The sequence below is a fragment of the Photorhabdus kayaii genome, assembly GCF_025384895.1.
Taxonomy (GTDB): Bacteria; Pseudomonadota; Gammaproteobacteria; order Enterobacterales; family Enterobacteriaceae; genus Photorhabdus; species Photorhabdus kayaii.
Genome location: NZ_JAJAFZ010000020.1, coordinates 42,984 through 67,742 on the forward strand (window position 1 = coordinate 42,984; position 24,759 = coordinate 67,742).

The following is a 24,759-nucleotide window of genomic DNA, read 5'->3' on the forward strand; positions in this document are numbered from 1 at the left end:
GATGAAAAATGTCGGAACCACCTGTCACCCCAGTTAGCTGATAAAAGACTTCGAATAGTGACACGTCGTATCAATTAATCCGAGGTATTAGATTCGATTTTTTAAGAAAATAATAAAAAACCATTTATATTTTATGGGGATATGTTTTAACGCTGATGCTAATTTAGGAATAATTGTGGTTATATTTTCCATTCCTTTGGCAATAATGCATTATCAATTTAATAGAATAATTAAAAGAAAGCTCTGTTACAGAGCATCTTAATTATTGGATAAAACCAGATATCCGTATTTTTGGCGGCGTTGAGAAACGACAAGTCCGTTCCGACATGTTCTCAATCACGCATTACCATAATGTACCCGTTCCGGTAACCAGCGTTCAATCAAGGCACGGGTATGTTCAGGATAGTGTTGGTGAATATGCCGGGCAATACGCTGAATTTCCGGCAACATTCCCTGATCTCTTAGCAAATCAGCTACCTTAAATTCCGCATTCCCAGTTTGGCGTGTTCCTAATAGCTCCCCGGGGCCGCGAATTTCCAGATCTTTCTGCGCGATAACAAAACCATCGTTACTGTCTCTAAGCACTTGCAGGCGAATTCTGGCAGTACTGCTTAGCGGAGTTTTGTAAAGTAAAACACAATGAGAAGCGATAGCGCCACGGCCAACTCGGCCGCGTAATTGATGAAGTTGCGCCAAGCCGAGCCGTTCCGGGTTATCGATGATCATCAAACTGGCATTCGGCACATCCACGCCCACTTCGATAACCGTTGTGGCGACCAAAAGCTGTAGTTCTCCACGCTTGAAAGCCTCCATCACTGCCTGCTTTTCTGCGGCTTTCATTCGGCCATGTACCAACCCGACTTTCAGTTCCGGTAAAGCGAGCGTCAATTCTTCACTGGTGGCTTGTGCCGCTTGAGCTTCCAGCACATCGGAATCTTCAATCAGCGTACAGACCCAATAGGCTTGTCTGTTTTCATCAAGACAGGCGTTTCTGATCCGTTTGATAATTTCTTCACGGCGCGTATCCGGGATCGCAACGGTTGTGACTGGTGTCCTCCCCGGTGGCAATTCATCAATAATAGAAGTATCGAGATCCGCATAAGCAGTCATGGCTAAGGTACGGGGAATCGGGGTGGCCGTCATAATCAATTGGTGAGGATGAAAACCCTGTTCACGTCCTTTTTCCCATAAAGCCAGACGTTGATGCACACCAAACCGATGTTGCTCATCAATAATCACCAGCGCCAGACCGGAAAACTTCACTTGTTCCTGAAACATGGCATGCGTACCAACAATCATGGCGACTTGACCGTTGGCAATGGCTTCTTGTTGTTTCTGACGCGCTTTCCCCTTTTGCTTACCTGCCAGCCAGCCGACCTGAATACCCAAAGGTTCCAGCCATCGCCGGAATGTATTTGCATGCTGTTCTGCCAGTAGTTCAGTCGGTGCCATCAAGGCGACCTGTTTACCATGTGCAATGGCACGCAACGCAGCTAATGCGGCAACCAGTGTTTTTCCTGAACCTACATCGCCTTGAATCAGTCGCATCATGGGAACATCTTTTGCCAGATCCTGTTCAATTTCTGAGACAACCCGTTGTTGCGCATGGGTTGGAGAAAATGGCAGGCGATTAAGGAATTGCGGTTTTAACTTGTCCTCAGTCGGCAATGATTGAGCGTGATAACGTTGTACGCCAGCTCTGACGGCTAACATACTCAAATGGTGAGCCAAAAGTTCTTCCAGAACCAGACGGCGATAAGCTGGATGTTTGCCGGTTTCCAGATCCACCAGCGCAATATCTGGTGTTGGGCGGTGCAAGGTATGCAGTGCTTGCGGCAGACTAATAATAGAGCGGCTAAGTTCTTCCGGTAAAAGTTCATTGATTGTACAGGTATCCAGTAATTTCAGTGCTTGATCAATGAGATTACGCAGCGTCGCCTGACGAACACCTTCTGTTGTCGGGTAAATCGGTGTTAATGTCTCTTGAAGCTGTACATTTCCAGTATGATTTTGAATCTTATACTCAGGATGAATAATTTCGGCACCCTGACTGCCTCTTTTGATTTCACCATAGACAACAACCTGTTTCCCTTTCGCGAGATTGTTTCTCATTGCCGCCGAAAAGTTAAAAAAGCGCAGTGTGAGCACGCCGGTACCATCGCTAATTTTGCAGATCAGGGTTCGACGACGACTAACAACAACATCGGTACGCAGGATTTCACCTGTGACGGTGGCGGAAATACCGGGTAAAAGATCATTAATAGTATAAAGGCGTGTCTGGTCTTCATAACGCAGCGGGAAATGCAGCAGCAGATCCTGCAAATTAACCAGCCCTATTTTTGCTAATTTTGCGGCCTGATTTGCCCCGACGCCACGTAGGGAAGTCAGAGGGATGGCATCAAGCAATGGGCCTCTCATAAGGTTTCTTTTATCTCCGTTAGATTGCATGGTAGTCCATCAGGTTTCGCAGGTCACGGCCTGAGCCTGTTTACCATCCATAATAATACAGACGAGTTTAACGTAATCAATGGAATATTTTCCTTCGTAACTGGTTGAAAACCATATCAATACCTTAAGAGTAAGCCGCTATAACGAAAAAGGCGATTTGTAACGACAGGTTCTTGTAGCCTGTTTTGAATAATCTGTCCTGTCAGTAAAATGTAAACTAACGTGCTTGTGAGGTGAAAAAATAATCAAAAAAGGTGTTTAAATTTTGCTCCATATCTGTATAACCTCTTGTAGCCTCGGTGAACAATAGGCCATCGTTTTGGGTAGCGGTGTCTATTTTATCCTAGCTTATGTCTGTTCTAAGCGGGATATAGCCGGGTTGTACTATCAATATATTTTGGAGAAATAATCATGGGCCAAAGAAAATATCTGACTCAATCAGAAGTAGAAAGCATGTTGGAAATGGCAAAAGTTGGGCCTAATCCAGAACGGAATTACTGTCTGGTTTATATGAGCTATATCCACGGCTTTCGTGTTAGTGAAGCCAGGCATTTACGGTTATCTGACATGGAATTAAAAGAAAAATGTTTATATATCAGGCGGTTAAAGGGAGGGTTTTGTACTAACCATCCCCTGTTGCAGCGTGAGGTTAAGGCGATTAAGGCATGGCTTAAAGTGCGCAAAACTTTACAGGGCGCTGATAGTGATTGGCTGTTTTTGTCGCGTTGTGGGAAACCGCTTACTCGCCAGCGTATCTATCAGATTATCAACCAGTTAGGACAACGGGCGAATATCGCGGTAGATCCGCATCCGCATATGTTGCGTCATGCCTGCGGTTTTGCTCTTGCAGATCGAGGGATAGATACCCGACTGATACAAGATTATCTTGGACATAAAAACATTCGCCATACGGTACGCTATACAGCCAGTAATGCTGAACGTTTTCAAGGAGTTTGGAGTATAAAAGGTAGACGTTAAGGTATGACAGTTAGGACCATTTTGACAATTGGTATACAATTGCCTAGGAATTATACTAAAAGTTTTCTAATAAAAAAAGAGATAGATTTGTATATATTTGTAAAACGCAGCTATCCTACCACAAAAACATTTCGATAATCCACTCTTTTTATTCCAATATGTAAAAACATCACACTTCCTTCGTTACTTTAAAGAAATTACTGTTACTAATTTCGGATTAAATAATTAAATATCCTTAAAATTTGCGAAATAACTATAGTTATATCCATATTGCTTTGTTTTTGCACAGAAAAATTTTTGTATACCAATTGTCAAAATGGTCCTAATTGACAAATATTTGTACAGCTAGATGTCTCTGTTTGTCAAAACGTGATGCATGAGTTTGAACCAGATTTTAGTTAAGTAGTTAAAAAGAGATTAATGAAATGAAAAGACAGATATTAAAGATAAGCGTCGTGGCGGCGTTGGTTTTGGGGGCAGCTTCGGCTGCTAATGCGGCGAATAATGCCATAGTAAATGTTACCGGTTCGATTGTGGCTGCAACATGTGATGTTACTAACCCTGGTTCAAATGGAGCTGTGGATACGGGAAACCATAAAAAAACCGATTTTGTAAAACCAGCTGATAATAAATTTCCAGGCATAGAAATTGAGAAATATATAGTTCAGAGTGAAAGGCATTTCACTATTGGTCTTGCTAATTGTGATGCAGACAATAAAGAGGCAGGTAAAGTTAAGTTGTATGTGACAGGTAATACGTTGAATCAATCAGAGTATCTCTTTAATAACGTTAAAAGTGAACAGTCAGGTATAGTATTAACTTACCCAGAAGGTAATGAAGTAAAGCCTGTTAAAAGTGGTAGCATAATTTCTATGATCGTTCCTAATGACACAGCTGGTAAAGCTGATTTCAATAAGAGTCACGTAGATTTTACTGCATATATAGCATCAAATAAGGATGCCCCTAAAGAGCAGCTTATTGATGCTCCTATTACCTTCTCCTATGCGTATAACTAATGCTTATGTTGTTTTAGCCTGAGGGATGCTTCCTCAGGCTCCTTCGATGAAAAATCCTAGATGATTGATGATGCCTTTTATTAGGCAACTACTGGCTGATTGAGCCAAGATATGAGAAAGAAAAGATGATCAGTAAACTCCGACTTCCCAACATCATAGTAAGAAGCCTTGTACTAGGCGCGTTTTTGTTCGCGTCACAGAGCTGGGCTGAAGGCGGATTTGGCATCGATGTTACACGCATTATTTTCTTACAGGATAAAGCTGAAGCAATAGTCTCGGTGCGCAATACAACAACCAATATCCCTTACCTAGTGACAACTAAAATCACCAGCACCGTTGATGGCAAGGGTAAAACACCATTTTACGTCACGCCTCCTTTATTTCGTTTGGACCCTAAAGGAACCAATGTCCTGCACATCTTAGGTGATACCAGCAAGTTGCCGACTGACCGGGAGAGTGTCTTTTATTTTAATGCTGCTGCTATTCCCAGCAGTAAGCCTTCTGGGCAGCGTCTTGAAGGTGACAAGATTGCGGGTGGAGTAGTCTATGCCATCGGCAATACCATCAAACTATTTTATCGGCCAACGGGGTTGGTGGGTACGCCAGAGCTAGCATACAAAGCGCTGCGTTTTACCCATGCTCCCGGTGGCGTTCAAGTTAGTAATAATTCGCCTTATCACATCAGTTTTACCCAGATTAAAGTTGATGGTGTGCCGGTGAAGTTTTCTGACAGTCATCCACAAATGTTGGCACCTTTCAGCACCCATGTTTATCCCGCTCAGAATAGTCAGAATAAAAAGAAGGTGGAATGGGCGGTGATTAGCGATCTCGGCGGTGGAGAGAACTTCGATGGTGAAATTCAGTAAAGCCGATATCTCAAGGGTTCAGCATCTACGCAGGTACCTGAATTACATCGGCATGGGTGGGGTTCTGTGGCTCTCTTCTGGTCCCTTGTGGGCAGCGAATTCTGTTGGGGCCACATTTAGGGCCGAAATTACGCAAGGCACGTGTGATGTCATTGTGGACAGCAATAATATCGAGCTGGGCATAGTGCAGTTTGCAGACTTGGTATTAGGAAAAGTTAACAGGGAAATTCAGATTACGCTGAGAAATTGCACGAGTGTGGTCAATAGCAACAGTATTACTCCCACGATTACCGTTACCGGAAATCATGTTGGTACGAATGATAAGAGCTTGTTTCGTGATAAAGGGGCAGATGAAAAAAACGAAGCTTCAACGGCAGTGGGCATCACTGTGCAATTGAAGAAGTTTAGTGGAACAGAATGGTCCCCAGATTTAAAGGACGATGAACCGTTTCATCTGGCTAATAAAGGCACAATCGTAAACGATAAAACGCCTACTGTGCCGGTGAAATTTTCACTGGTATGTGCTTTGGCAGGCGGGCAGACGGTAGCGGTCTGCAAAAAGGCAGGAAAAATCAAGGCTACACTGACGTTTACGTTTAATTATCGTTGATGTATCGGCATTGCAGCGTGATATCGCGTTAACAGAAGAGTGATAGGGTTAATTTGAGGTGAGCACGATGTTTGGGACAGCGACAGAACAAAAAAAAAGCAGGCTGAATGACCCGTCGACCTTCCTGCCCAAGGGTAGAAACCCGGTATTGCAGGTTGTGATGCGCTGCTTCTGCTGGAGTTCTGTAATGGTTCTGCTGTTCTTGGCAAGCAGCGTCATGGCTGATGACTCCAAGACCGGGCCCAAGTACCCACCGACGATCACGAGTGGGGTAGACGTAATACTGCGTGTAAGTGTTTTTCCTGATCCTTGTGACATAGAGATCGGTGGTGGTGATATGAAGGGTTCGGAGCTGAATTTTGGTTCCCTGCTGGCGGCGGAGGAGTTTAGTCATGAAGGGGATGTATCAGCCCCCAAGTCATTTAAGCTGAAATTAACGAATTGTGGCGATCCGGAGAGTCTCGGCCTTACACCCAGGATCACTGTATCTGGAAATACCATCGACGGTGAATATGGTTCAATATTTAGTGATCCTAGTTCCGGTGATTCTGGTACCTCTGAGGGGCTGGGGTTTATTATTTTAATCGAAGAAAATGAGAAGAAGAAAATAGGGCTGAATGATCACTTGTCAATCAATCATCAGGAAATGGAGTTCCCGTTCCAGGTTGAATTTGATGAGGGCAGTGTTGAGATGTATGTAATGGTAGCAATCGCACGTGGAAGAGATAGTAAGATTATTCAACCCGGCACGCTGATTGCGCACGTCACATTTACATATTCTTATCCGTGAGGTGTGATTTATCACGGATGATAAAAATTGGGAGAGGCGGAAAGAATTAGATGAAAACGAAAAATAGCAACCTTATAAACAGTGAATTAATGGCATATCACAGCAGGGCAAAATATGTGTTGCTCTTCATGATGCTGATTGGATGGACCATCGGTTGTGTGACGACTTTTCCAGTGCAGGCGAAGGATCCAGATACGAATCGTACAATCAATTTCAGAGGCATGTTATTGCCTCCGACCTGTGTGTTGAGTGTGAATGGATCCAGCTTTGCCGGGGTTTATGATGATGGTTTCGCTCCGGTCTATGCCAGTGAACTCAGAAATAGCAAATATATCGCAAGAGATCCCTTAGAACTGAACTTTATGTTTAGTGACTGTGATCTAGGCGAATCAAAACCCGCTTTCTACATATGGAGTGATGCGCCTGCCATAACAGATCCGGAGCTTTTCATGGATGGTTCTTCTACTGCCAAAGGAGTAGGAGTTAGGATATTAGACGAAAAAACTAACAAGTTTGTACAGGTAAGGGATGAGACTGACCCGTATAGGGTAGACCTCTCAGACAGTGTAAAAGGAAATGGTGGGAAATTGGAGGGAACAATGAGGAGGTTCAGGGCGTATGTGGGAGGTGTGGGCGATGAAAAGAATCCAGCAACGTGTAAAACAGAGAGTAACGATACCAATGTATTATGCGGAGGAATAGCGAATGTGAGTATACATTTTGAGTTCGTGTATCAGTAGATGGTGTTAAGCCGGGTGTATTCAAGGGATTTTATCTGATTCTCTGAGATGAAGTGGGATATATGAAAAAGATGATAGTCATGGGAATGCTGGCGATATGGGCGGTTATGGCATCGTCACCAGCACATGCGGGTCTTATGTTGAGGAAGACACGTATTATTTATCATCAGGGCGACAAGGTGCAAAGCATGTCATTGCAGAATTCAGGCGATGAGGTGTATCTAATACAAGCTGCTGTGACTCCGGGAGATAACTCAAATACCCGTTCATCGGAGTTTACCGTGTTGCCTCCGTTGTTTCGCATGGAGGGTAATAGCTTGAACGTGATGCGTGTTATACGTACCGGTGGTGATTTCCCAGCTGATCGTGAGTCTCTGTTTCGTTTTCGTATTAATGCGATTCCGGCGAAGAAAACACTAGATGAGAGCAAGGCCAATGGCAATGGAAAACCAGGAGAGATTGGTGCATCTCTGTCTATTGCGCTGGGGATGAATATTAAACTTATCTACCGGCCAGATAAGCTGCCGATGACACCGGAGCAGGCCTATGGCCGACTGACATTTATACGAGCAGGCAATACTGTCGTAGTGACTAACCCAACACCGTATTACCAGACTTTTGCCCAATTGAAATTTGACGGCAAGGCAGTAGATCTTAACAAAGCCCCGTCAATGTTGGCCCCTTTCGGCCAGATGACTTTTTCCTTGGCAGGTACGGCGGGAAGTAAAGTGACATGGTCGATGATCACCGATGCCGGTGGAGTGAGTAGACTACAGAGCGGTACGTTACGGGCCGACTAAGTATGTTTTTATATTTTGAAATTGGAAGAGCATGACATGGTGGAGCGTAATATTTCAATAAAACAGATCGTTATAACTGTGTCATGTGTTCTGGCAATAATATTACCGGTATTGCCACTCAGGGCAGCAGAGAGTCTGAAGGGGTTGTATCTCAATGACACTCGTGTGATTTATCCTGAATCATCCAGCAACGGAGTCTCTTCGACACTCATTAATAACAGCGACAACAATTATCTCATTCAGTCAATCGTAAAAGAACTAAACCCAGAGACCGGTTTACCGCTGGGGGCTAAGGCACCATTTATCGTTATTCCGCCGATTGCGAAGGTGGGGGCAGATGAACGGCTGGTGCTGAAAATCCTTCGTATTGGTGGGGTTTTGCCGAAAGATCGAGAATCTCTGTTCTTTCTGAATCTGCATATGTTGCCTTCTGAGAAACAATTACCAGTATCTAGAGATGACTCTGGCAAGATGAAAATGGTGACAGCTCTGGCGGTGAAATTGTTCTACCGTCCTGAAGGGATACCAAAAGAGGGGGTTGCCGGTGCGGTGAAACAGTTAAGCGCGTCAGTAAAAGAGGATGTCGTGATGCTGACTAATCCGTCACCGTTTTGGATAACGTTGCAGACTTTGCATGTCAGTTCGTTTGCCGTACCGGGCAAGGATTTGTTTAGGATGGTGCCACCCTTTGGTCAGCAGAGCTGGTCGCTGCCGGCAGGTAAAGTGTCTCCTGGTAGTCATGTCACTGTATCGTGGCGTGCTATTGATGAGTTTGGGTTAGACACGGATGAAGAGAGTAGATCTATTGCCGTATCCGGCAGTGGTCAATAGCGATGTTGCAAGATATCGACAGAATAGATATGAGCAATGAACCTCTATATGTTAAATAAGAGATGGTAATTAAGAATGAAAGTGTTGATTCCGGCAATAAGTTGTCGTTCAAAACGGCCGTTTACTTGTTGTCGTTGTGTAAATCAAGGTATTTCTACTTCTCTTACCCTATCAAAGCACCAAATGGGGGGTTCTCTCGTTTTTTGTCGGGTGATGCTGGTATTTCTGACGGGATGGAGCGCTCAGGCAACAGCGCGTGATTATTTTGATCCGGCTTTATTGGGCTTTGGTTCGAATTCCGGTCAACCGGTAGACTTATCACAGTTTGAGACCGTAGGAGGTCAGGCACCGGGAACTTACCGTGTTGATATCTACGTGAATGGTACTTTTTTTGATACGCGTGATATTACGTTCCAGCGTCATAGCGAGGGTAATGCCGAGCTGACGCCGGTACTTACCCCAGATTTGTTGGAAGCGGCTGGTGTTAATATCAGCGGCATACCAGCGTTGAAAGCATTGCCGGTGGATAAGCCGATAGAGAGTCCGTTGGGTAAATTGATTCCCCAAGCGGCGGCCCGCTTGAACTTTTCCCAGATGCGGCTGAATGTGAGCGTACCCCAAATAGCGATGAAGCCTTCAACGAATGGCTTGGTTGATCCGACGTTATGGCAGGAGGGCATTCCGGCTTTTTTACTGAACTACAGCATCAATGGCAGCCAGAATCAACGCTCACAATTTGGTAATAAACAGACTAATCAGAGTCTGTTCGGTAGCTTCAATTCTAGATTGAATCTGGGGGCCTGGCGTCTTCGGAATACGGCTACTTATTCTTATAGCAGTCAAACTGATAACCGGTATGACTCATTCGATGACGCAGTGAAAAAAACGACCGAATCCCAGCAACGTTGGAACTTTCAGCAAACCTATTTGCAGCGGGACGTGGTGGCGTTACGCAGTGATTTGACGATAGGGGATACCTCGACCGGTAGTGTGGCAGGTCAGGTATTTGATGGTTTTCCTTATCGTGGTATTGGGCTTGCCACTAGTGACCCGATGATGCCCGGCAGGCTGAGTGGTTTTGCGCCGATTATCAGTGGGATAGCTAAATCCAATGCTCAGATTACGGTGACGCAGAATGGCAGTGTGATTTATCAAACCAACGTGGCACCCGGTCCATTTCGTATCACAGACTTAGTGGGCAGCAGTGTCGGAGGCGACTTGCAGGTAACGATAACTGAGGCCGATGGTACTCACCATGGGTTCACTCAGGCTTATTCCAGTCTGCCTATGATGTTGCGGCAGGGGCAATTCAAGTACGAAGTGGCCGCCGGGCGTTATTACAGTAGTGGATATGGCAGCGGCATACGTAAGCCGGTGTTTGGTATGGCCTCGATGATTTACGGTCTGCCTGGTAACGTCACGTTATACGGTGGTGGCCTGGTGGCGCAATCGTACCAATCCGCGGCGCTGGGAACCGGGCTCTCTCTGGGCATGATGGGGGCGTTATCTGCGGATATCACGACTTCCCGGACTCGGTTACAAAATACGCCTGACATCCTGCGTGGGGAATCTTACCGCGCTAAATATTCGAAAAGCATGCTGACCACTGGCACGACGGTGGATTTAACCGCGTACCGCTATTCCACACGTAATTACCTGAGTTTTTCGGATGCGAACACTCAAGGCTACAGTGTTTGGGGAGAACTCCCTTCTTGGATGTCTGAGCGGCGACGCAGTAGTTGGCAGATGCGACTGAGCCAGTCATTGCCCGGTAACTATTCTCTGTGGCTCAGTGGTCAGCGGGATAACTACTGGGGAAGCTCTAAAACTAACACCACCCTATCGATGGGATTGAATGGTTCTTTCTACCGTGTGGGCTGGGGGCTTAATTACAGCATTGATCGCATGCGCGGTAACGGCGACTGGCCTGAAAATCGGCAAATTTCGTTGAACGTAAACGTTCCTCTGAGTCTGTTTGGCTCCTATGCGGCGCTGAATAATGCGTATGCTAACTATAGTTTTTCCCGTGATAGTACGGGACGCAGTAATAACCAGTTGGGCATAGGCGGATCGGTGCTGGATGATAATAGTCTGTCTTGGAACGTATCGCAGAGTCAGGCGAATAAAGGGAGAGGGCGCAGCGGGTCAGTGTCAATGGGATATCTTGGTTCCTTTGGGCAAGCCAACTTGGGATACAACTACGATTCATGGGGGGGACGCGGTGTGAACTACGGGTTTAGTGGAGGGCTGATTGCACATCAGCATGGCGTTACTTTGGCATCGCGTATTGGTGATGCTGCTGTATTAGTGCGGACATCGGGGGTTGCAGGTATTCGTGTGATGAATTCCAGTTCGGTGACTACTAATCGCTGGGGATATGCGGTTGTGCCTTATGCCCAGACGTACAGCCGTAATAGTATCAGTTTAGATCCGTCATCGCTGCCGGAAGGGGCTGACATGGCACAGGGTAGCAAGAACGTATTCCCGACGAGTGGCGCGGTTGTGATGGTGGATTACCCCGTGCGTATTGGGCAGCAGTTGCTGATGAATTTGACCTATAACGGTAAGCCCGTGCCGTTTGGGGCAATGGCGGGGCTTAAAGGGGATACAGACACAAATCTGGCCGCGATAGTCGGGGAGGGTGGACAAGTGTATCTGAGTGGTATGCCACCCAGCGGGGTACTGAAAGTGAAGTGGGGCAGTACACCGGACAAGCAGTGCGAGGTGGCATTTAACCTGGGGCCCCCTCCGGTAAAGGCGAAGGCAGATAAACGCTGGAATCCAATGAGGCAATTGAACGAAACCTGTCGTTAAGATGAGGCAATGTGTTGTGGTTCTGCACTGACAACCTAATGGGGAAAACCATAATTATTAGGAAGAGGACCCTCTGAAAGGCGGATGTAATCTGGTCGGGATGGGGTGTATCAACGAATGAAAATTTCTAACAGGACAACTGGGAAGTTACTCCCGGTTGGGCAGCCGATGAAGACGAATAAGACATTTATTAACAAGATAAAACAGGATATGAGTTGGATGGTGGTTCATTGTCGCTGGTGGCCGATGCCGATATGGGTGGGGATGGTATGCCTATCCGTGGGTATCTTTTCTTCTCCCACACTGTTCGCCGCGTCGACAATAAATTGGAATGCTGATCGCGCCATTGACGCTCTGGGGCCTGCTCGAAAGGTAAAGTGGAGTGACGGAATAATCACTTATCCGGCAACGGGTAAAGCGACCTTAAAAGATGTGTTTCCAACACTGTCTATGCAGTGGGGTAGTAGTAAAACGTTGGATCAGGTCAAGTTCCGGCTCAAAGCAGGGCATGGGGAAATTTTTAAAGTCCCGAGAGTGGTTTCAGGCCGTTACGAATGCTCAATTGAAGCCAAATTTACAAATGGTCGTCCAGGAGTAGCCATTCCCAAGGAAAACATGGCGGTGGATATCGATGGTACAGGGACAAAGTATTCTAAATCACCAGTAGCGCTCGTGGCGAGAACTACTGGCAATCAGGATGATGAGAGTGTAGCAAAGGCAAAACTAAGTGACCTTTCTTTTGATGTGTCTTGTCAAGGGGTAAATTTTTCATGGGAGCGAAAGGCCGATGAAAAAGTTGAATTCGAAACCCAGAATGTTCATGCACCTGTGGGTATTTTAATTGATGGAGGGGATTTTATGTGGTGGTCCAGACCAATTCTTCCGACTATCAAAGACCCTGTAACAGTGATATCCCCTCCGGAGTGTATTTTTGAAAGTCAGTCTAGTGAGGATTTTGATTTAGGAGAGATTCGCCGGGAGCCGTCGGACGCGATATTCCCAAAAGAGTTACACCGGGCAACGGTAGAGATAGCTGATGTATTGATAAGTGTTGTATGCGATACACCCAATAAGGACGATACAGGCGTAGCCATTGTGAATTTTTCTACCGAGTATCTCGGTGTTGATGGTAAAAGTATAGTGATGAACACCAATGATAAGACTGGGGGGGGTAAGGACTTCGGTAACGCGTTGGAGATAAAAGTGTTGCCGCGAGTTCTAGGCATACAGACTAAGCTTGTAGGCGGCAACCAGATTGGTCAGCCAGTAACATTTGGTTCAGCGACTGCCCCTAAAAGTGTGCTGGTTTTTAATGTAGATGATAAGTCAGCCGTGAAAAAAATTAAAAAAAATGTAGTGTATTATTCTCATCATTCTTTCAACAGGTTTTCTGTGCAGCTTTGGCAAACGAAGGCGATAGACCCCAAGCTTTCTGGTGAGTTCAAAACGTCTATGGAGGCAACTCTAGTCATGAAATAACGCTGTGCTGGCAAGGTATTTAAATATGGCATGGTGGCTTAGCCGCCATAGGTACTTCATCTCAATAAATCACACTATTTCATTTCTCATGTGGTAACAAATTGACCCGTTAGTCACCAGTGGAGATTAAAATGACAATCAATGTTAATGATTCAATGCTGCTTCAGATAAGCGGCAGCCAGACCGATTTGCCTGGAGGTCAGACTATTACCGGCAAACAAAGTAATCATGGGGATTTTCGGCTGCCAGCCTGTTTGTCTCATTTGAAGGATACACCGTTGTACATGGCAGTCGCGTATTGGGGATTATTGAAGGGGAGTGGATTTACCAAAAGTGAAATCAGCCAGGTGTTCCGAGTGACAGAACGCCGGGCAACAGATGTGATGAATTATATCTACAATGAGCGACGTGATGTGATCGCCTGTGAAAAAGTCTTCTTTCGTGAGAAGCAAGGAAGTCGCCGGCAGATGCTGATTGTTACGGCCGTCGTTGAACCCATGCCTCAGAAGGGTCAGGCGTCGGTAACGAAAACGGTGAAGTCGACGCGCTCCCGGACATCATCACAAGCTAATCATATGCGTACTTGGTTTTTGCAGCGGGCTAGTGGTCCGTTTATCTTCTGAGTCGTATCACACATGAGGCTGTCTGGCGGGACCATGATGGGAGATGAGGTTTTATCGGTTCTGTGTGTGATGCCTTATGGGATGCTGATAAGTCGGATGGTACTGGTTATCGGGATCATATTGTTGGCCGTCTGTGGGTTTTTATTGGGCAACAAAATTCGCTACTCGCGGTATCCCCGTATGCTGTTAGCGTATTGGTGCCGAACATGGATCTTGCCACTGTTATTTATCGCTATCGGGCTGGTATTGATGTTTGGTGTGGATGGGGAGGGTTGGTTAGACCGCATACTGGATGAGGTTGATTCAGTATTGATTGGTCTGTTCTTTGATAACCAGGATGATATGCCGCCAGCCCCATATCCGGCGACGTCATTACCGGTAGATAGCGCTGCTGGCTGTTGACCTGCTGATTTGCACGAGCTATCCGGTTTAGTTTCTGTTACGACTGACTCGCATCACATCCGGCATGATCCGAATTTTGCGCATAATATTCGCTAACTGAATACGGTCTTTAGTCGTGAGCCGGATAAAAGCACAGTAAACCCGGCCGTCTTTCTCTTCGGTATTCATACTCTGAATATTGGAATTGGCTGCATTAATGGCGGCGGTCAGATTTGCCAGCGCCCCTTGATGGTTAAACATGTCCACTTTTATTTCGGCGGTGAAATCGTTATTGATCTCGTGATCCCACTCGACGGCCATAAATTTTTCGGGTTCTTTCTGATAACCACGGATATTACGGCAAGACTCATGGTGGATAACCAACCCTTTGCCGGGACTGATATGGGCGATGATAGGGTCACCGGGGATGGGCCGGCAACATTTGGCAAACGTAATCAGCACACCGTCAGCGCCTTTGATGGGTAATTTACGGGCGCCATTGTTGTGATAGGTATTTGTGGTATTTTCTGGCGGCGCGCCTAGCAAATTACGGGCGACGACGATACTCATGGTATTGCCAAGCCCGATTTCAGCCAGCAGATCGTCTATTGTCGAGAGTTTCATTCTCGTCAATTCTTTATTGATACTTTCCGGTGGAATATCAACCAGTTTTTTCCCACTACCCAACGCGTGATTTAACAGGCGACGCCCCAGCCCAATGGAGTCTTCCCGCTTAAGATTTTTCAACAGTTGACGAATTTTAGCGCGGGCTTTTGAACTGACGACAAAGTTCAGCCAGGCGGCATTTGGCCGGGCACCCGGCGCAGTAATAATTTCAACGGTTTGGCCGCTGGTAAGAGACTGAGATAATGGATATGGCTGGCGATCAACCCGTGAGCCAACGCAGGCGTGACCAATATCGGTATGTACGGCGTAAGCAAAATCAACCGGGGTGGCACCGGCGGGTAATTCCACAATGCGCCCTTTTGGGGTAAAAACGTAAATCTCATCAGGAAACAGATCAGATTTAACACTTTCGATAAATTCAAAAGAGCTACCGGCACTTTGCTGTAGTTCCAGCAGACTTTGCATCCAGCGTTGAGCACGAACTTGCGCGGCGGTACCGGATTCACCTTGTTCTTTATAAGCCCAGTGTGCCGCGACGCCCATTTCAGCCATTTGATCCATATCTTCGGTGCGGATCTGGATCTCGACTGGCACCCCATGAGGGCCAATCAGGGAAGTGTGCAGGGATTGATAGCCATTGGCCTTAGGGATGGCAATGTAATCTTTAACTCTGCCCGGGCGGGGTTTATACAGGCTGTGCATCTGCCCCAAAACCCGATAGCAGATATCAACATTATTAACGATGACCCGAAAAGCATAGATATCCATAATTGAATGAAAACGTTGCTCTTTGAGGTGCATTTTCTGGTAAATAGAATAGAGATGTTTTTCCCTGCCGCTGACTTTGCATTCAATGCCGGCTTCAGTCAGCCTACCTGCGATTTCAGACAGAATTTTCTGGATCATCTCCTTACGGTTACCCCGGGCCGCTTTTACCACTTCTTTGATAACCCGGTAGCGGTTAGGGTGAAGGGCCTCAAACCCCAGCTCTTCTAACTCTGTTTTCAGATGATGGATACCCAAACGATGGGCTAAGGGGCTGTAGATCTCTAACGTTTCCCGGGCGATACGGCGGCGCTTATCTGGGCGTAACGCGCCGAGCGTGCGCATATTGTGGGTACGGTCCGCCAGTTTGATCAAAATGACGCGGATATCCTGCACCATTGCCATGACCATTTTGCGGAAATTTTCCGCTTGTGCCTCTTTTTTATCGCGGAAATTCAGCTTATCAAGTTTGGAGACCCCTTCGACTAACCCGGCAACCACCGGGCCGAAAGGCTGGGCGATATCCTGAAAGGTGGCGGGCGTGTCTTCAATAACATCATGCAACAAGGCGGCCATCAGCGTTTCATGGTCGAGACGCATCTCGGCTAAAATGCAGGCAACTGAGACAGGATGAGTAATGTAAGGTTCACCACTGGTACGGGTTTGCCCTTCATGGGCATCCCGCGCAACAGAGTAAGCCTGCTTGAGGAGCTCAATCTGAGCCCCGGGCAGGTATTTTTGGGCAAGCTGATTCAGGCTTTCGAACAGATACAAGGCAGACCTACCGTAGATTAACGACGACTTTCCGCGATAGCGGAAACCGCCTGCATTTCTGCGGCTTCCTGCTCTTGTTGTTCCTGGCGTTCACGTACGTCCAGAATTTTACCGTTGATCAGGCCCTCTTCCACTTCACGCAGAGCGATAACCGTGACTTTATCGTTCTCTTCAGCAACCAGAGGATCTTTACCACCTGTTTGCAGTTGACGTGCTCGACGAGCGGCGACCAACACCAGGTCAAAACGGTTACCAATTTTTTCTACAGCGTCTTGAACAGTTACGCGTGCCATATGTGTGCGACTCCACAGGTAAAGAAATGACTGGGCATCATACTGAAACTTGGTTCAGTCTGCCAATAATTTGCTGATTAAAGCATCATGCCGTTGTGCCTGGCGCTCCCGATGCAGGCGTTCTGAACGGATGATGGTGTGCAGATCGGCCAATGCAGTATTGAAATCATCATTAACGATTAAATAATCATACTCGTTATAGTGAACCATTTCTGCAACGGCTTGATCCATGCGTTTTTCAATAATATCTTCACTATCCTGCCCTCGACCGCGCAGACGGCGACAGAGCTCTTCTTTTGACGGCGGCAGGATAAAAATGCTGCGGGCAGAGGGCATTTTTTTGCGGATCTGCTGCGCTCCTTGCCAATCGATATCAAGAAAAACATCAACCCCACTGGCAAGCGTTTCTTCAATCACTTTCCGGGATGTACCGTAATAATTATCAAAAACACGGGCGTGTTCCAGAAATTCATTATTATCGATCATCTGGCGAAAGGCTTCTTCGGTGATAAAAAAATAGTGTTTACCCTGATTCTCACCGGGACGCATTGCACGTGTGGTATGGGAAACAGAAACCTGAGTATCATACAGAGGTTGAGTCTTTAACAAAGCCTGAATCAGGCTTGATTTACCCGCTCCGCTTGGCGCAGAGACAATATATAACGTGCCTTGGATCATGGTGGTATCTTGGTTGATTGGATAATAATTAAATAAAGCAGAATAAAATTCTTATAACAGTATACACGTACCCATTCACACATGTCGCGTTGCCGATGCATTTCCGCCGAAATTTTCTTAGGGGAAAAATTGCCAATGGATATTTTGTATCGCCAAGGGTTGACTTCTTTAGTTAAAATTTTGCTCTATGTATTATCACAACTGTTGTTGAATGAAACAAAAATGGTGTATTTGCTGTTTTATGTGTCATCGTCGCTTGGTCGAAAAGGAGGCATGGATGAAATACAGTGAGTTCCGCCGATGGCTAATTTCTCAAGGAGTTTTAATTGTTAAGAAGCACTATAATATCCGACGCATTGAGATGAAAAAGCGCGTTATTTTGAGCGTTTTTACTGTCTTAAAAGGGCAGTGCTAACCGCGGCAAGGCCCGATTACGTCTGGCGGCAGTCCATGAGCGGGCGGATCTGGCAATGCCCTTTCTGTTGAGTCGAACATGACCGCGATATCAATGCGGCGATCAACATCCAGCGCAAGGGCATAACAGCATTACAGGCGGCGGGACTCGTCGTTTCTGCCCACGGAGGCCAGCGTAAATCCGTCATAAAGACGGTTGCGGCCTGAGAAGTGGGAAGCCTCGCTGTTTTTTTACGGCGGGGAGCAGTCACCGGGTTACAATGAAAGAGTATGGCTTAATCGGCAATTAATCGTATTCACCATGTGCTTTAATATCCCCGCCTCCCCAGCCAACTCGTTTGCCATTTGTTCGCAAAGCCGTAAAGGCGCTCCCCGATGAGTCTACGCTGACAATATCCTGCAATTTAGCGATTTCGGGTGGAACAAACCCACCGGTACTTGGCTTCCCCCAGGCAACGACACTACGGTCCGCCCGCAGGGCCGCGAAAGCAGAATTTGTTGCACTCAGGCCGACGATATCGTTCAGTTGAGCAACATCGAGTGGGAGTATGCCACCATTATCTAGATCTCCCCAAGCAACGACACTACGGTTTGCCCGTAAGGCCGAGAAAGCAGAATTTGTCGAACTTAGGCTGACAATATCATTCAGCCGAGCAATTTCTGATGGGATATGCTTCCTATCAGCCCTTCCCCAGGCAACAACGCTGCGGTTTGCCCGTAGGGCAGCGAAAGCATCATCATTTGCACTTAAACTGACAATATCATTCAGCTGAGCAATTTTTGATGGGACATAAGTGCTATAACCCTCTCCCCAGGCAACAACGCTGCGGTTTGCCCGTAGGGCAGCGAGAGCATTATCATTTATACTTAAACTGACAATATCATTCAGCTGAGCCATGTCTGATGGGACATAACTATAACTACTGGTCCAACTAATAATGCTGCGGTCGGCTCGCAAGGCGATGAAACTATCATATGCTGAACTTAAACTGACAATATCGTTCAGTTGAGTAATATCAGGTGGGAGTTCGCCACCGTAGCCTGCACTCCCCCAAGTAACGACGCTGCGGTCAGCTCGCAAGGCGGCGAAAGCAGCATATGTTGAACTTAAACTGACAATATCGTTCAGTTGAGCAATATCAGGTGGGATTTTGCCACCGTAGCCCGCACTCCCCCAAGCAACGACGCTGCGGTCGGCTCGCAGGGCGGCGAAAGCAGCATATGTTGCACTTAAACTGACAATATCGTTCAGTTGAGCAATCTCAGGTGGGAGTTCGCCACCGTGGTCCGTATCCCCCCAGGCAACGATATGACCATTTTGTAATAATATGGCGGTTCCAGAGTTATTAGAGTCTATGACGCCATTGCTATCATAGCTGATAGCTTTGCTTCCAGATCGTTGTTTGAGAAAAGTGTCTTTGGTCTCTGTGCTGAATGAGAACTCGTTATGTTGATTCATATTGCTCTCCTGATAAGGCTGTATCGGATTTATTTGTAGGAATTCTGCGCCGCAAAACCTATTTCTTCCCCGTCAAACTGGGTTTCTGCTTAAAGGATGTAAGCACCTGTATTGCGGTATTTGATTTGCTGGCGGTCAACGCAGTGTGTTAACCCGCTCATAACAGGTGAAGAGATTATGAGGATTAACTCAATTTTCAGGCCAGCGTCTCTCCTGCTAAAAAACACATTTACTGATTAATCGTATTCACCATGTGCTTTGGTATCTCCTCCTCCCCAACCTGCCCTGCGGCCATCTGCTCGCAAGGCTGCAAATGCAGAGTTTGATGCGCTCAGGCTAACGATATCCTTCAACTTGGCAATTTCCGGTGGCACATAACCACCGCGACTTGGTTGTCCCCAGGCAACGACGCTGCCATCTGCCCGCAGAGCTGCGAAAGCACTACATGTTGCACTCAGGCTGACGATATCGTTCAGTTGAGCAATCTTAAGTGGTAATGTTCCACCGGTGTCGATGTTTCCCCAGGCAACCACACTGCGGTTTTCCCGTAGGACTGCAAATGAGCCTGTAAATCGCGATAATGAACCTGTTGTTGAGTGTAGGCTGACGATATCTTTTAATGCGGCAATTTCGGGGGGTGGGATTAGGCCACTGCCCATATCATCTTCCCAGGCAACGATGCTGTGGTCGGCTCGCAAGGCTGCAAAGGCATACGGTGTGGCATTTAAACTGACAATATCCTTTAATGCGGCAATTTCGGGTGGAACCACTATTCCCCCCCAGGAAACGACGCTGTGGTCTGCCCGTAGGGCGGCGGCATAATCATAATTGGTAGTTATGCTAACGATATCTTGTAATTTGGCGATTTCTGGCGGGATAATTTCCACACCCCAAGAGACAACGCTGCCGTTCGCTCGTAGGGCCACGAAAGTATTATTTGTTGAGTGTAGGCTGACAATATCCTTTAATGCGGCAATTTCGGGTGGGGTTGGCAGAAAATCCAATCCCCAGGAGACGACGCTGCCATCTGCCCGTAAGGCGGCAAAAGATTGCTCTGTTGTGCTTAGGCTGATGATATTGTGTAGCGATAATCCACACATTCTTGGCAGAGCCGTGTTTAAAAAATCCACTGCTCCCCAAGAGACTATGCTGCCGTCCGCCCGTAGGCCCGTGAAAACATCTCTTATTGGAATTGAACTCACGCTGACAATATTCTTCATCTTATCCACTGATTCTGAGGGGAGTAGGCCATTGATGAATATACCCCAGGTAGACACGCGGCCATCTGCCTGCAAGCCTGCAAATGCAGAGTGTGTTGCGCTTAGGCTGACGATACCTTGCAATTCGGCAAATTCGGCAATTGGTGGCGGGACTTCCTGTTTATAAAACCGTTTTTCCCCCCAAGTGATCACTCTGCCATTTTGCAATAACATGGCGGTTTCCAATTTAATAGAAATGTTATTTTCCGGAAACGAATCGTCTGCCAATTCAATAGAGACGATGGAGGTATTGCCACCAGAGTTACTTTCTCTGCCTGATTTTAGGTTTTGCTGGATAAAACGATCACCGGTAGCCATGTTTGATGAGAGATGGTCATTTGGGTTCATATTGGCTCTCCTAAATAAGGTTAATATTGGGTTTGCTTTTACCTATAAGATAAAATCGGTTTATCGCGAGTTAAGCTAGATTTATATTGCCACGGGGTAACATTACCTGTTATTTGAATAAAAAGATAATAGAAAAACACGATCAGTTTATAATTTTGTGGATGTATTCCAGTAAAGAAAATATCACATAAATTGAGGTGTTATACGAATGAAAGTATTGAAAGGATAACATGAAAAAGTAAACGAATAATGTGATTGAACGTGAATGATGTGACTCAGAAGAGTTAAACCCGACGTCATGATATTAAATGGTTAGTGTAAATATTAACAGTTACAGTAATTGGTTATTTACTTATCATTTGAAGTGAGAAGTTATCGCTTTTTAATTTTTATTGGAAAATCAGTATAATAACTGGAATTGAATATTGTGATATTTCAGGTTGATAAAAAACAAGGTGAATGATAACTCAGTATATTATCCGTATTCATTGGATATTCAACCGGGGATTGTTCCCCGGTTGTCTGGTTAAAGATTTTCATTGTGTTGCTATCGCTTCATCCCAGATAAATGACCTTTACTCTTAGTTTCTGCTGGTTATTATTTTATTCATTGGGTAAAAGGCTGGCAGGATCTTTAAAATTGGGATTTAAATCAACGGGTGCAGACCAGAGCACAAGGCTATAGATCACATTTTGCATATCTTGGCTGTCTTGCATTATAATTAACGGCACCCCATTTTCCCAGTTATTTTCGAATTGAACTTGCTCTTCAGGTTTTCGCTGCCATGAAAAACCTGTTCCTTCGCAAGATACTTCGTAACACAGATCGAGTAGCTTAGACTCCATTACGTTACTGTCCCCTTTGAACCATTGGGGCTCATTATTTTCAACGATTGCATCCGTATAAAGTGTTATGGTGGCCTCTCCTGGCAGGCCATCTTTGCGGGAGGCTATTATCTCACAAGTGTACTTTCCTGTAACAACATGTGGAACAATGAAGATTCGGTTTTTCGTTTTAATCCAGAACATCATATCTTTTAACACTGCGGTATCAGGTAAACGTGTCCCTGGAAAATCGAAATGTGGATCACCTTTAGGAAAGACTAAGGTACTCGTCCCACTTTCTGGATAACGAACCAATTTATCGTTATTCTCTTTTCCATATATCTTCGGGTTTCCGAGAGCTAAAATGGCTTTTTCAGGAACCCAGTCTATGATTTGAGGATTACTCGTGATTTGAGGTTTACTAGGTTGTGTATACGTATGAACATAATATTCTTTAGAAGTTTTCATTTATTGCTGTAATCCCCTCCCGGTTAAATTATATCGACCTTTCAGAGATTCTCCTTTTTCCGATTATTATTTTCTGTATCCGGGTACCCGTGCAAGCTGTCACTACACGTTACCTCATTGGATTTTAGCTCTTACTGCCGTCAGTTTTTACTGGCGGTATTTCTACCGATAAGGTAAAACTTACTCTTGTGAGTTAAACCGGATTTATATTGTCACTGAATAACATTACCTGTTATTTGCATAGAAAGATAGTAGAAAAAAGTGATTGGTTGATAATTTGGCGGATGTGTTCCGGTAAAGAAAATATCACATACATTGAGATATCATACGAATGAAAGTATTGAAAGAGTAACGCGAACGAGTAAATAAATAATAGGGTTAAGCGTGAATGAGGCAGGTCTGGAGGAATTAATGTTCGAATGGTAATATTTAAATGGTTTACGTAAAAACTGACCGTTATGGAAACGGGTTATCTATTTCCAATGTACTTCGAGTGCTCAACCGGGGATTACTCCCCGGTTGTTCTATTAACGATTTTTATTTATTGCGGCTATCTGCCCTTCTCACCCCGGATAGATTATCTGGGTTATCACAGGGATCTGGCTTCGCTAGGTTAGCACTGCCCGTACTGCCCGTACTGCCCGTACTGCCCGTATTTCCCGTACTAGTAGGTTTCTGGATGGCTGGGTCTTTAAACCTATTATTCGGATTGTTGTCTGGTGGTGTCCAGAAAGCAACATTATGAATCCAATTGCAGGTGTCTTGCATTTCAATTGACGGTACCCCGTTTTCCCACTTACTTTCCAATTCAAATTTCTCTTCGGGTTTACGCTCCCATGAAAATCCGGTCCCTAGGCAGTTTACTGTGTAAGTCAGGTCGTTCACGTTAGATTCCATAACGTTTTTGTCTCCCTTGAACCAGTAGATGTCTGGATTGACAACGATAGCATCCGTATAGAGGGTCACTGTGGCTTCCCCTGGAGATCTATCTTTACGTTTGGCAACCATCTTACAGGTATACTTACCTGTAACCACATGTGGCACCTTGAAGATTCTGTATTGTGCTCTAACCCAGAACATGCCGTCTTTTAGCATCATCTCTTTTCCTATCGGTTTTGGAAAATTATGATTTTTTACTATCGGAAAGACATTCAATAAGGTACTGGTACCCACTTCTGGGTAACGAATTGGCTTACCGTTGTTGTCTTTCCCATTTATCACCGGTTTCCCGAGAGCTTTGATTGCCCAGCTTGGGTTCCAATTGGGTGTAGCAGCGGCAAATACCGAGGTGGAAAAGAGCGCCCCTACAGACACGCACATCATCCATACCGGCCACTGGCGGTAATGTGCCGTTATCCGGCCAATATCCTGCTTCATTCTGTTGATGAATGTGTTATCCGCATTCATGGGATATTCAGATGGGGATAGTTCCCCAGTTGTTACGTGAGAAATTTTCATTTATTGCTGTAATCCCGTCCCGGTCAAATGACATCGACCTTTCAGAGATTCCCCTTTTTCCGGTTATTATTTTCTGCATCGGGTACCCGTGCAGGTCGTCACTACACGTTATCTGTCTTAATGACAGGTTTTGTTCAATTAGCCTCTGGACTCCGGCTCTTATTCACTTCCTCTTGATCGGAGGAAACCCAAGTCAAATACCACTTTGCACTGACTGTCCGCATTACTTTATGTTGCTTTCCGAGCCTTTAGGTATATTTGCCTACCATTTTCTGCTATTACTATCGCCGCTAGATTTATCAGCCATTGCTGGCTGATACACATGAGATAATTCAATATGACTATTATTTATTGAGTTGAAACCGGAATGGAAAACCATCTCGGCCAATGTAACCTTGGCTATTTGTATCCCAAAAACTCAGATGGTAGCGTGCAGAATAGCGATGCATCTTGAAATCCATAGGGTATATATTGGATTTACCTTTTACCCACAGGGGAACCTATGCCATAAAACCTATCCCTTGCGGGTTAAACTGAATTTTTACTGACATGAATAATATTAGACATTATTTAAGTAAAAATCTAATAGAAAAAAGTTATCGGCTGATAACCTTAGGTTAATGCTACACCTGATTGTTGGTAGTGGTTTTTAGATTATTTTCCACAGATAGATCACAAGAGTGGTAATAATGAGATTTAGGCAGAGGGATTTAGCGGGGATATACATCTTTATGACTATTATTACGTGAACGAGTAACTTAATTTGGTAATAACAGCGGGCAGGTAAGCTAATATTTCAAATTAATGAGACGCTGAAATCGGCCAACATAATGAAGGATCACCAGCTTGCCCGCGCTATCGGGGATGCGAGCTGGAATAGCTTCCTCATGAAACTGGAATACAAAGCCGCAGCGGCGGGACTCGTCGTTTCTGCCCACGGAGGCCAGCGTAAATCCGTCATAAAGACGGTGGCGGCCTGAGAAGTGGGAAGCCAACCGGGGATTACTCCCCGGTT

20 protein-coding genes and 2 pseudogenes are annotated in these 24,759 nt (G+C 45.6%); 14 read left to right on the plus strand and 8 right to left on the minus strand.

From position 1 onward, the window contains the following. Nucleotides 1-336: 336 nt before the first annotated feature. The gene (gene recG / locus LGZ98_RS09930; protein ID WP_113041180.1) at nt 337-2,418 is read right to left on the minus strand and encodes an ATP-dependent DNA helicase RecG; all 2,082 of its coding nucleotides are present in this window, start codon (nt 2,416-2,418) and stop codon (nt 337-339) included. 441 nt (nt 2,419-2,859) lie between these two features. Here recG and LGZ98_RS09935 point away from each other — a divergent pair, with 441 nt between their 5' ends. The 12 genes from LGZ98_RS09935 to LGZ98_RS09990 all read left to right on the plus strand — a co-directional run bounded on the left by LGZ98_RS09935 (nt 2,860) and on the right by LGZ98_RS09990 (nt 14,397). Continuing rightward, complete coding sequence (locus LGZ98_RS09935; protein ID WP_011144659.1) at nt 2,860-3,426, plus strand: tyrosine-type DNA invertase; 567 nt, start codon at nt 2,860-2,862, stop codon at nt 3,424-3,426. Nucleotides 3,427-3,851: 425 nt separating this feature from the next. Beyond that, the gene (locus LGZ98_RS09940) at nt 3,852-4,442 is read left to right on the plus strand and encodes a fimbrial protein (protein ID WP_262978024.1); all 591 of its coding nucleotides are present in this window, start codon (nt 3,852-3,854) and stop codon (nt 4,440-4,442) included. Nucleotides 4,443-4,567: 125 nt separating this feature from the next. Next, nucleotides 4,568-5,308, plus strand: coding sequence for a fimbrial biogenesis chaperone (locus tag LGZ98_RS09945; protein WP_262978025.1), 741 nt, complete (start codon nt 4,568-4,570; stop codon nt 5,306-5,308). A gap of 52 nt (nt 5,309-5,360) precedes the next feature. Further along, nucleotides 5,361-5,918, plus strand: a complete 558-nt coding sequence (locus LGZ98_RS09950) for a fimbrial protein (protein WP_262978026.1) — start codon at nt 5,361-5,363, stop codon at nt 5,916-5,918. A 67-nt stretch (nt 5,919-5,985) separates the two neighbouring features. Next, nucleotides 5,986-6,708 (plus strand): fimbrial protein, encoded by a 723-nt coding sequence (locus LGZ98_RS09955; RefSeq protein WP_046974757.1) that lies wholly within the window; start codon nt 5,986-5,988, stop codon nt 6,706-6,708. A gap of 50 nt (nt 6,709-6,758) precedes the next feature. Next, on the plus strand, nt 6,759-7,448 hold the full coding sequence (locus LGZ98_RS09960; RefSeq protein ID WP_046974758.1) for a fimbrial protein: 690 nt from the start codon (nt 6,759-6,761) through the stop codon (nt 7,446-7,448). 62 nt (nt 7,449-7,510) lie between these two features. Beyond that, complete coding sequence (locus LGZ98_RS09965; RefSeq protein WP_228985051.1) at nt 7,511-8,248, plus strand: fimbrial biogenesis chaperone; 738 nt, start codon at nt 7,511-7,513, stop codon at nt 8,246-8,248. Between the two features lie 36 nt (nt 8,249-8,284). Next, complete coding sequence (locus LGZ98_RS09970; RefSeq protein WP_262978027.1) at nt 8,285-9,079, plus strand: fimbrial biogenesis chaperone; 795 nt, start codon at nt 8,285-8,287, stop codon at nt 9,077-9,079. Between the two features lie 75 nt (nt 9,080-9,154). After that, nucleotides 9,155-11,893 carry a fimbria/pilus outer membrane usher protein gene (locus tag LGZ98_RS09975; RefSeq protein WP_262978028.1) on the plus strand — a complete coding sequence of 913 codons (2,739 nt, stop codon included), beginning with the start codon at nt 9,155-9,157 and terminating at the stop codon, nt 11,891-11,893. A gap of 117 nt (nt 11,894-12,010) precedes the next feature. After that, nucleotides 12,011-13,372, plus strand: a complete 1,362-nt coding sequence (locus LGZ98_RS09980; protein WP_262978029.1) for a hypothetical protein — start codon at nt 12,011-12,013, stop codon at nt 13,370-13,372. A 155-nt stretch (nt 13,373-13,527) separates the two neighbouring features. Beyond that, complete coding sequence (locus LGZ98_RS09985; protein ID WP_262978030.1) at nt 13,528-13,995, plus strand: CaiF/GrlA family transcriptional regulator; 468 nt, start codon at nt 13,528-13,530, stop codon at nt 13,993-13,995. Between the two features lie 33 nt (nt 13,996-14,028). Continuing rightward, nucleotides 14,029-14,397, plus strand: coding sequence for a hypothetical protein (locus LGZ98_RS09990; protein WP_046974763.1), 369 nt, complete (start codon nt 14,029-14,031; stop codon nt 14,395-14,397). A gap of 27 nt (nt 14,398-14,424) precedes the next feature. On the opposite strand, the gene spoT is transcribed toward LGZ98_RS09990, so the two are convergent. Genes spoT through gmk form a run of 3 tightly spaced genes read right to left on the minus strand, consistent with a single transcriptional unit; the run spans nt 14,425 to nt 17,513 of the window. Continuing rightward, nucleotides 14,425-16,542 (minus strand): bifunctional GTP diphosphokinase/guanosine-3',5'-bis pyrophosphate 3'-pyrophosphohydrolase, encoded by a 2,118-nt coding sequence (gene spoT / locus LGZ98_RS09995; RefSeq protein WP_262978031.1) that lies wholly within the window; start codon nt 16,540-16,542, stop codon nt 14,425-14,427. Nucleotides 16,543-16,559: 17 nt separating this feature from the next. Continuing rightward, nucleotides 16,560-16,835 carry a DNA-directed RNA polymerase subunit omega gene (gene rpoZ / locus LGZ98_RS10000; RefSeq protein WP_011144672.1) on the minus strand — a complete coding sequence of 92 codons (276 nt, stop codon included), beginning with the start codon at nt 16,833-16,835 and terminating at the stop codon, nt 16,560-16,562. A gap of 54 nt (nt 16,836-16,889) precedes the next feature. Continuing rightward, nucleotides 16,890-17,513, minus strand: coding sequence for a guanylate kinase (gene gmk, locus LGZ98_RS10005; RefSeq protein WP_262978032.1), 624 nt, complete (start codon nt 17,511-17,513; stop codon nt 16,890-16,892). 459 nt (nt 17,514-17,972) lie between these two features. Here gmk and LGZ98_RS10010 point away from each other — a divergent pair. Next, a pseudogene (locus LGZ98_RS10010) lies at nt 17,973-18,134 on the plus strand (zinc ribbon domain-containing protein); the annotation flags it as partial. A gap of 79 nt (nt 18,135-18,213) precedes the next feature. Here LGZ98_RS10010 and LGZ98_RS10015 read toward each other — a convergent pair. From LGZ98_RS10015 to LGZ98_RS10030, 4 genes are all read right to left on the minus strand, one after another. Further along, nucleotides 18,214-19,386 carry an RCC1 domain-containing protein gene (locus tag LGZ98_RS10015; RefSeq protein WP_262978033.1) on the minus strand — a complete coding sequence of 391 codons (1,173 nt, stop codon included), beginning with the start codon at nt 19,384-19,386 and terminating at the stop codon, nt 18,214-18,216. A 236-nt stretch (nt 19,387-19,622) separates the two neighbouring features. Then, nucleotides 19,623-20,993: an RCC1 domain-containing protein gene (locus tag LGZ98_RS10020; RefSeq protein WP_262978034.1), complete on the minus strand. Its 1,371-nt coding sequence runs from the start codon at nt 20,991-20,993 to the stop codon at nt 19,623-19,625. Between the two features lie 603 nt (nt 20,994-21,596). After that, nucleotides 21,597-22,286 (minus strand): hypothetical protein, encoded by a 690-nt coding sequence (locus LGZ98_RS10025; protein WP_262978035.1) that lies wholly within the window; start codon nt 22,284-22,286, stop codon nt 21,597-21,599. A 537-nt stretch (nt 22,287-22,823) separates the two neighbouring features. Beyond that, complete coding sequence (locus tag LGZ98_RS10030; protein WP_262978036.1) at nt 22,824-23,744, minus strand: hypothetical protein; 921 nt, start codon at nt 23,742-23,744, stop codon at nt 22,824-22,826. An 800-nt stretch (nt 23,745-24,544) separates the two neighbouring features. On the opposite strand from LGZ98_RS10030, the pseudogene LGZ98_RS24235 reads away from it, so the two are divergent. Further along, nucleotides 24,545-24,724 (plus strand): annotated as a pseudogene (locus LGZ98_RS24235) (hypothetical protein); the annotation flags it as partial. Nucleotides 24,725-24,759 lie beyond the last annotated feature (35 nt).

Bases quoted from the DNA above. Each gene is read 5' to 3' on its own strand.
- recG (WP_113041180.1), bottom strand. From the start codon at position 2,418: ATGAGAGGCCCATTGCTTGATGCCATCCCTCTGACTTCCCTACGTGGC.
- LGZ98_RS09935 (WP_011144659.1), top strand. From the start codon at position 2,860: ATGGGCCAAAGAAAATATCTGACTCAATCAGAAGTAGAAAGCATGTTG.
- LGZ98_RS09940 (WP_262978024.1), top strand. From the start codon at position 3,852: ATGAAAAGACAGATATTAAAGATAAGCGTCGTGGCGGCGTTGGTTTTG.
- LGZ98_RS09945 (WP_262978025.1), top strand. From the start codon at position 4,568: ATGATCAGTAAACTCCGACTTCCCAACATCATAGTAAGAAGCCTTGTA.
- LGZ98_RS09950 (WP_262978026.1), top strand. From the start codon at position 5,361: ATGGGTGGGGTTCTGTGGCTCTCTTCTGGTCCCTTGTGGGCAGCGAAT.
- LGZ98_RS09955 (WP_046974757.1), top strand. From the start codon at position 5,986: ATGTTTGGGACAGCGACAGAACAAAAAAAAAGCAGGCTGAATGACCCG.
- LGZ98_RS09960 (WP_046974758.1), top strand. From the start codon at position 6,759: ATGAAAACGAAAAATAGCAACCTTATAAACAGTGAATTAATGGCATAT.
- LGZ98_RS09965 (WP_228985051.1), top strand. From the start codon at position 7,511: ATGAAAAAGATGATAGTCATGGGAATGCTGGCGATATGGGCGGTTATG.
- LGZ98_RS09970 (WP_262978027.1), top strand. From the start codon at position 8,285: ATGGTGGAGCGTAATATTTCAATAAAACAGATCGTTATAACTGTGTCA.
- LGZ98_RS09975 (WP_262978028.1), top strand. From the start codon at position 9,155: ATGAAAGTGTTGATTCCGGCAATAAGTTGTCGTTCAAAACGGCCGTTT.
- LGZ98_RS09980 (WP_262978029.1), top strand. From the start codon at position 12,011: ATGAAAATTTCTAACAGGACAACTGGGAAGTTACTCCCGGTTGGGCAG.
- LGZ98_RS09985 (WP_262978030.1), top strand. From the start codon at position 13,528: ATGCTGCTTCAGATAAGCGGCAGCCAGACCGATTTGCCTGGAGGTCAG.
- LGZ98_RS09990 (WP_046974763.1), top strand. From the start codon at position 14,029: ATGATGGGAGATGAGGTTTTATCGGTTCTGTGTGTGATGCCTTATGGG.
- rpoZ (WP_011144672.1), bottom strand. From the start codon at position 16,835: ATGGCACGCGTAACTGTTCAAGACGCTGTAGAAAAAATTGGTAACCGT.
- gmk (WP_262978032.1), bottom strand. From the start codon at position 17,513: ATGATCCAAGGCACGTTATATATTGTCTCTGCGCCAAGCGGAGCGGGT.
- LGZ98_RS10015 (WP_262978033.1), bottom strand. From the start codon at position 19,386: ATGAATCAACATAACGAGTTCTCATTCAGCACAGAGACCAAAGACACT.
- LGZ98_RS10020 (WP_262978034.1), bottom strand. From the start codon at position 20,993: ATGAACCCAAATGACCATCTCTCATCAAACATGGCTACCGGTGATCGT.
- LGZ98_RS10025 (WP_262978035.1), bottom strand. From the start codon at position 22,286: ATGAAAACTTCTAAAGAATATTATGTTCATACGTATACACAACCTAGT.
- LGZ98_RS10030 (WP_262978036.1), bottom strand. From the start codon at position 23,744: ATGAAAATTTCTCACGTAACAACTGGGGAACTATCCCCATCTGAATAT.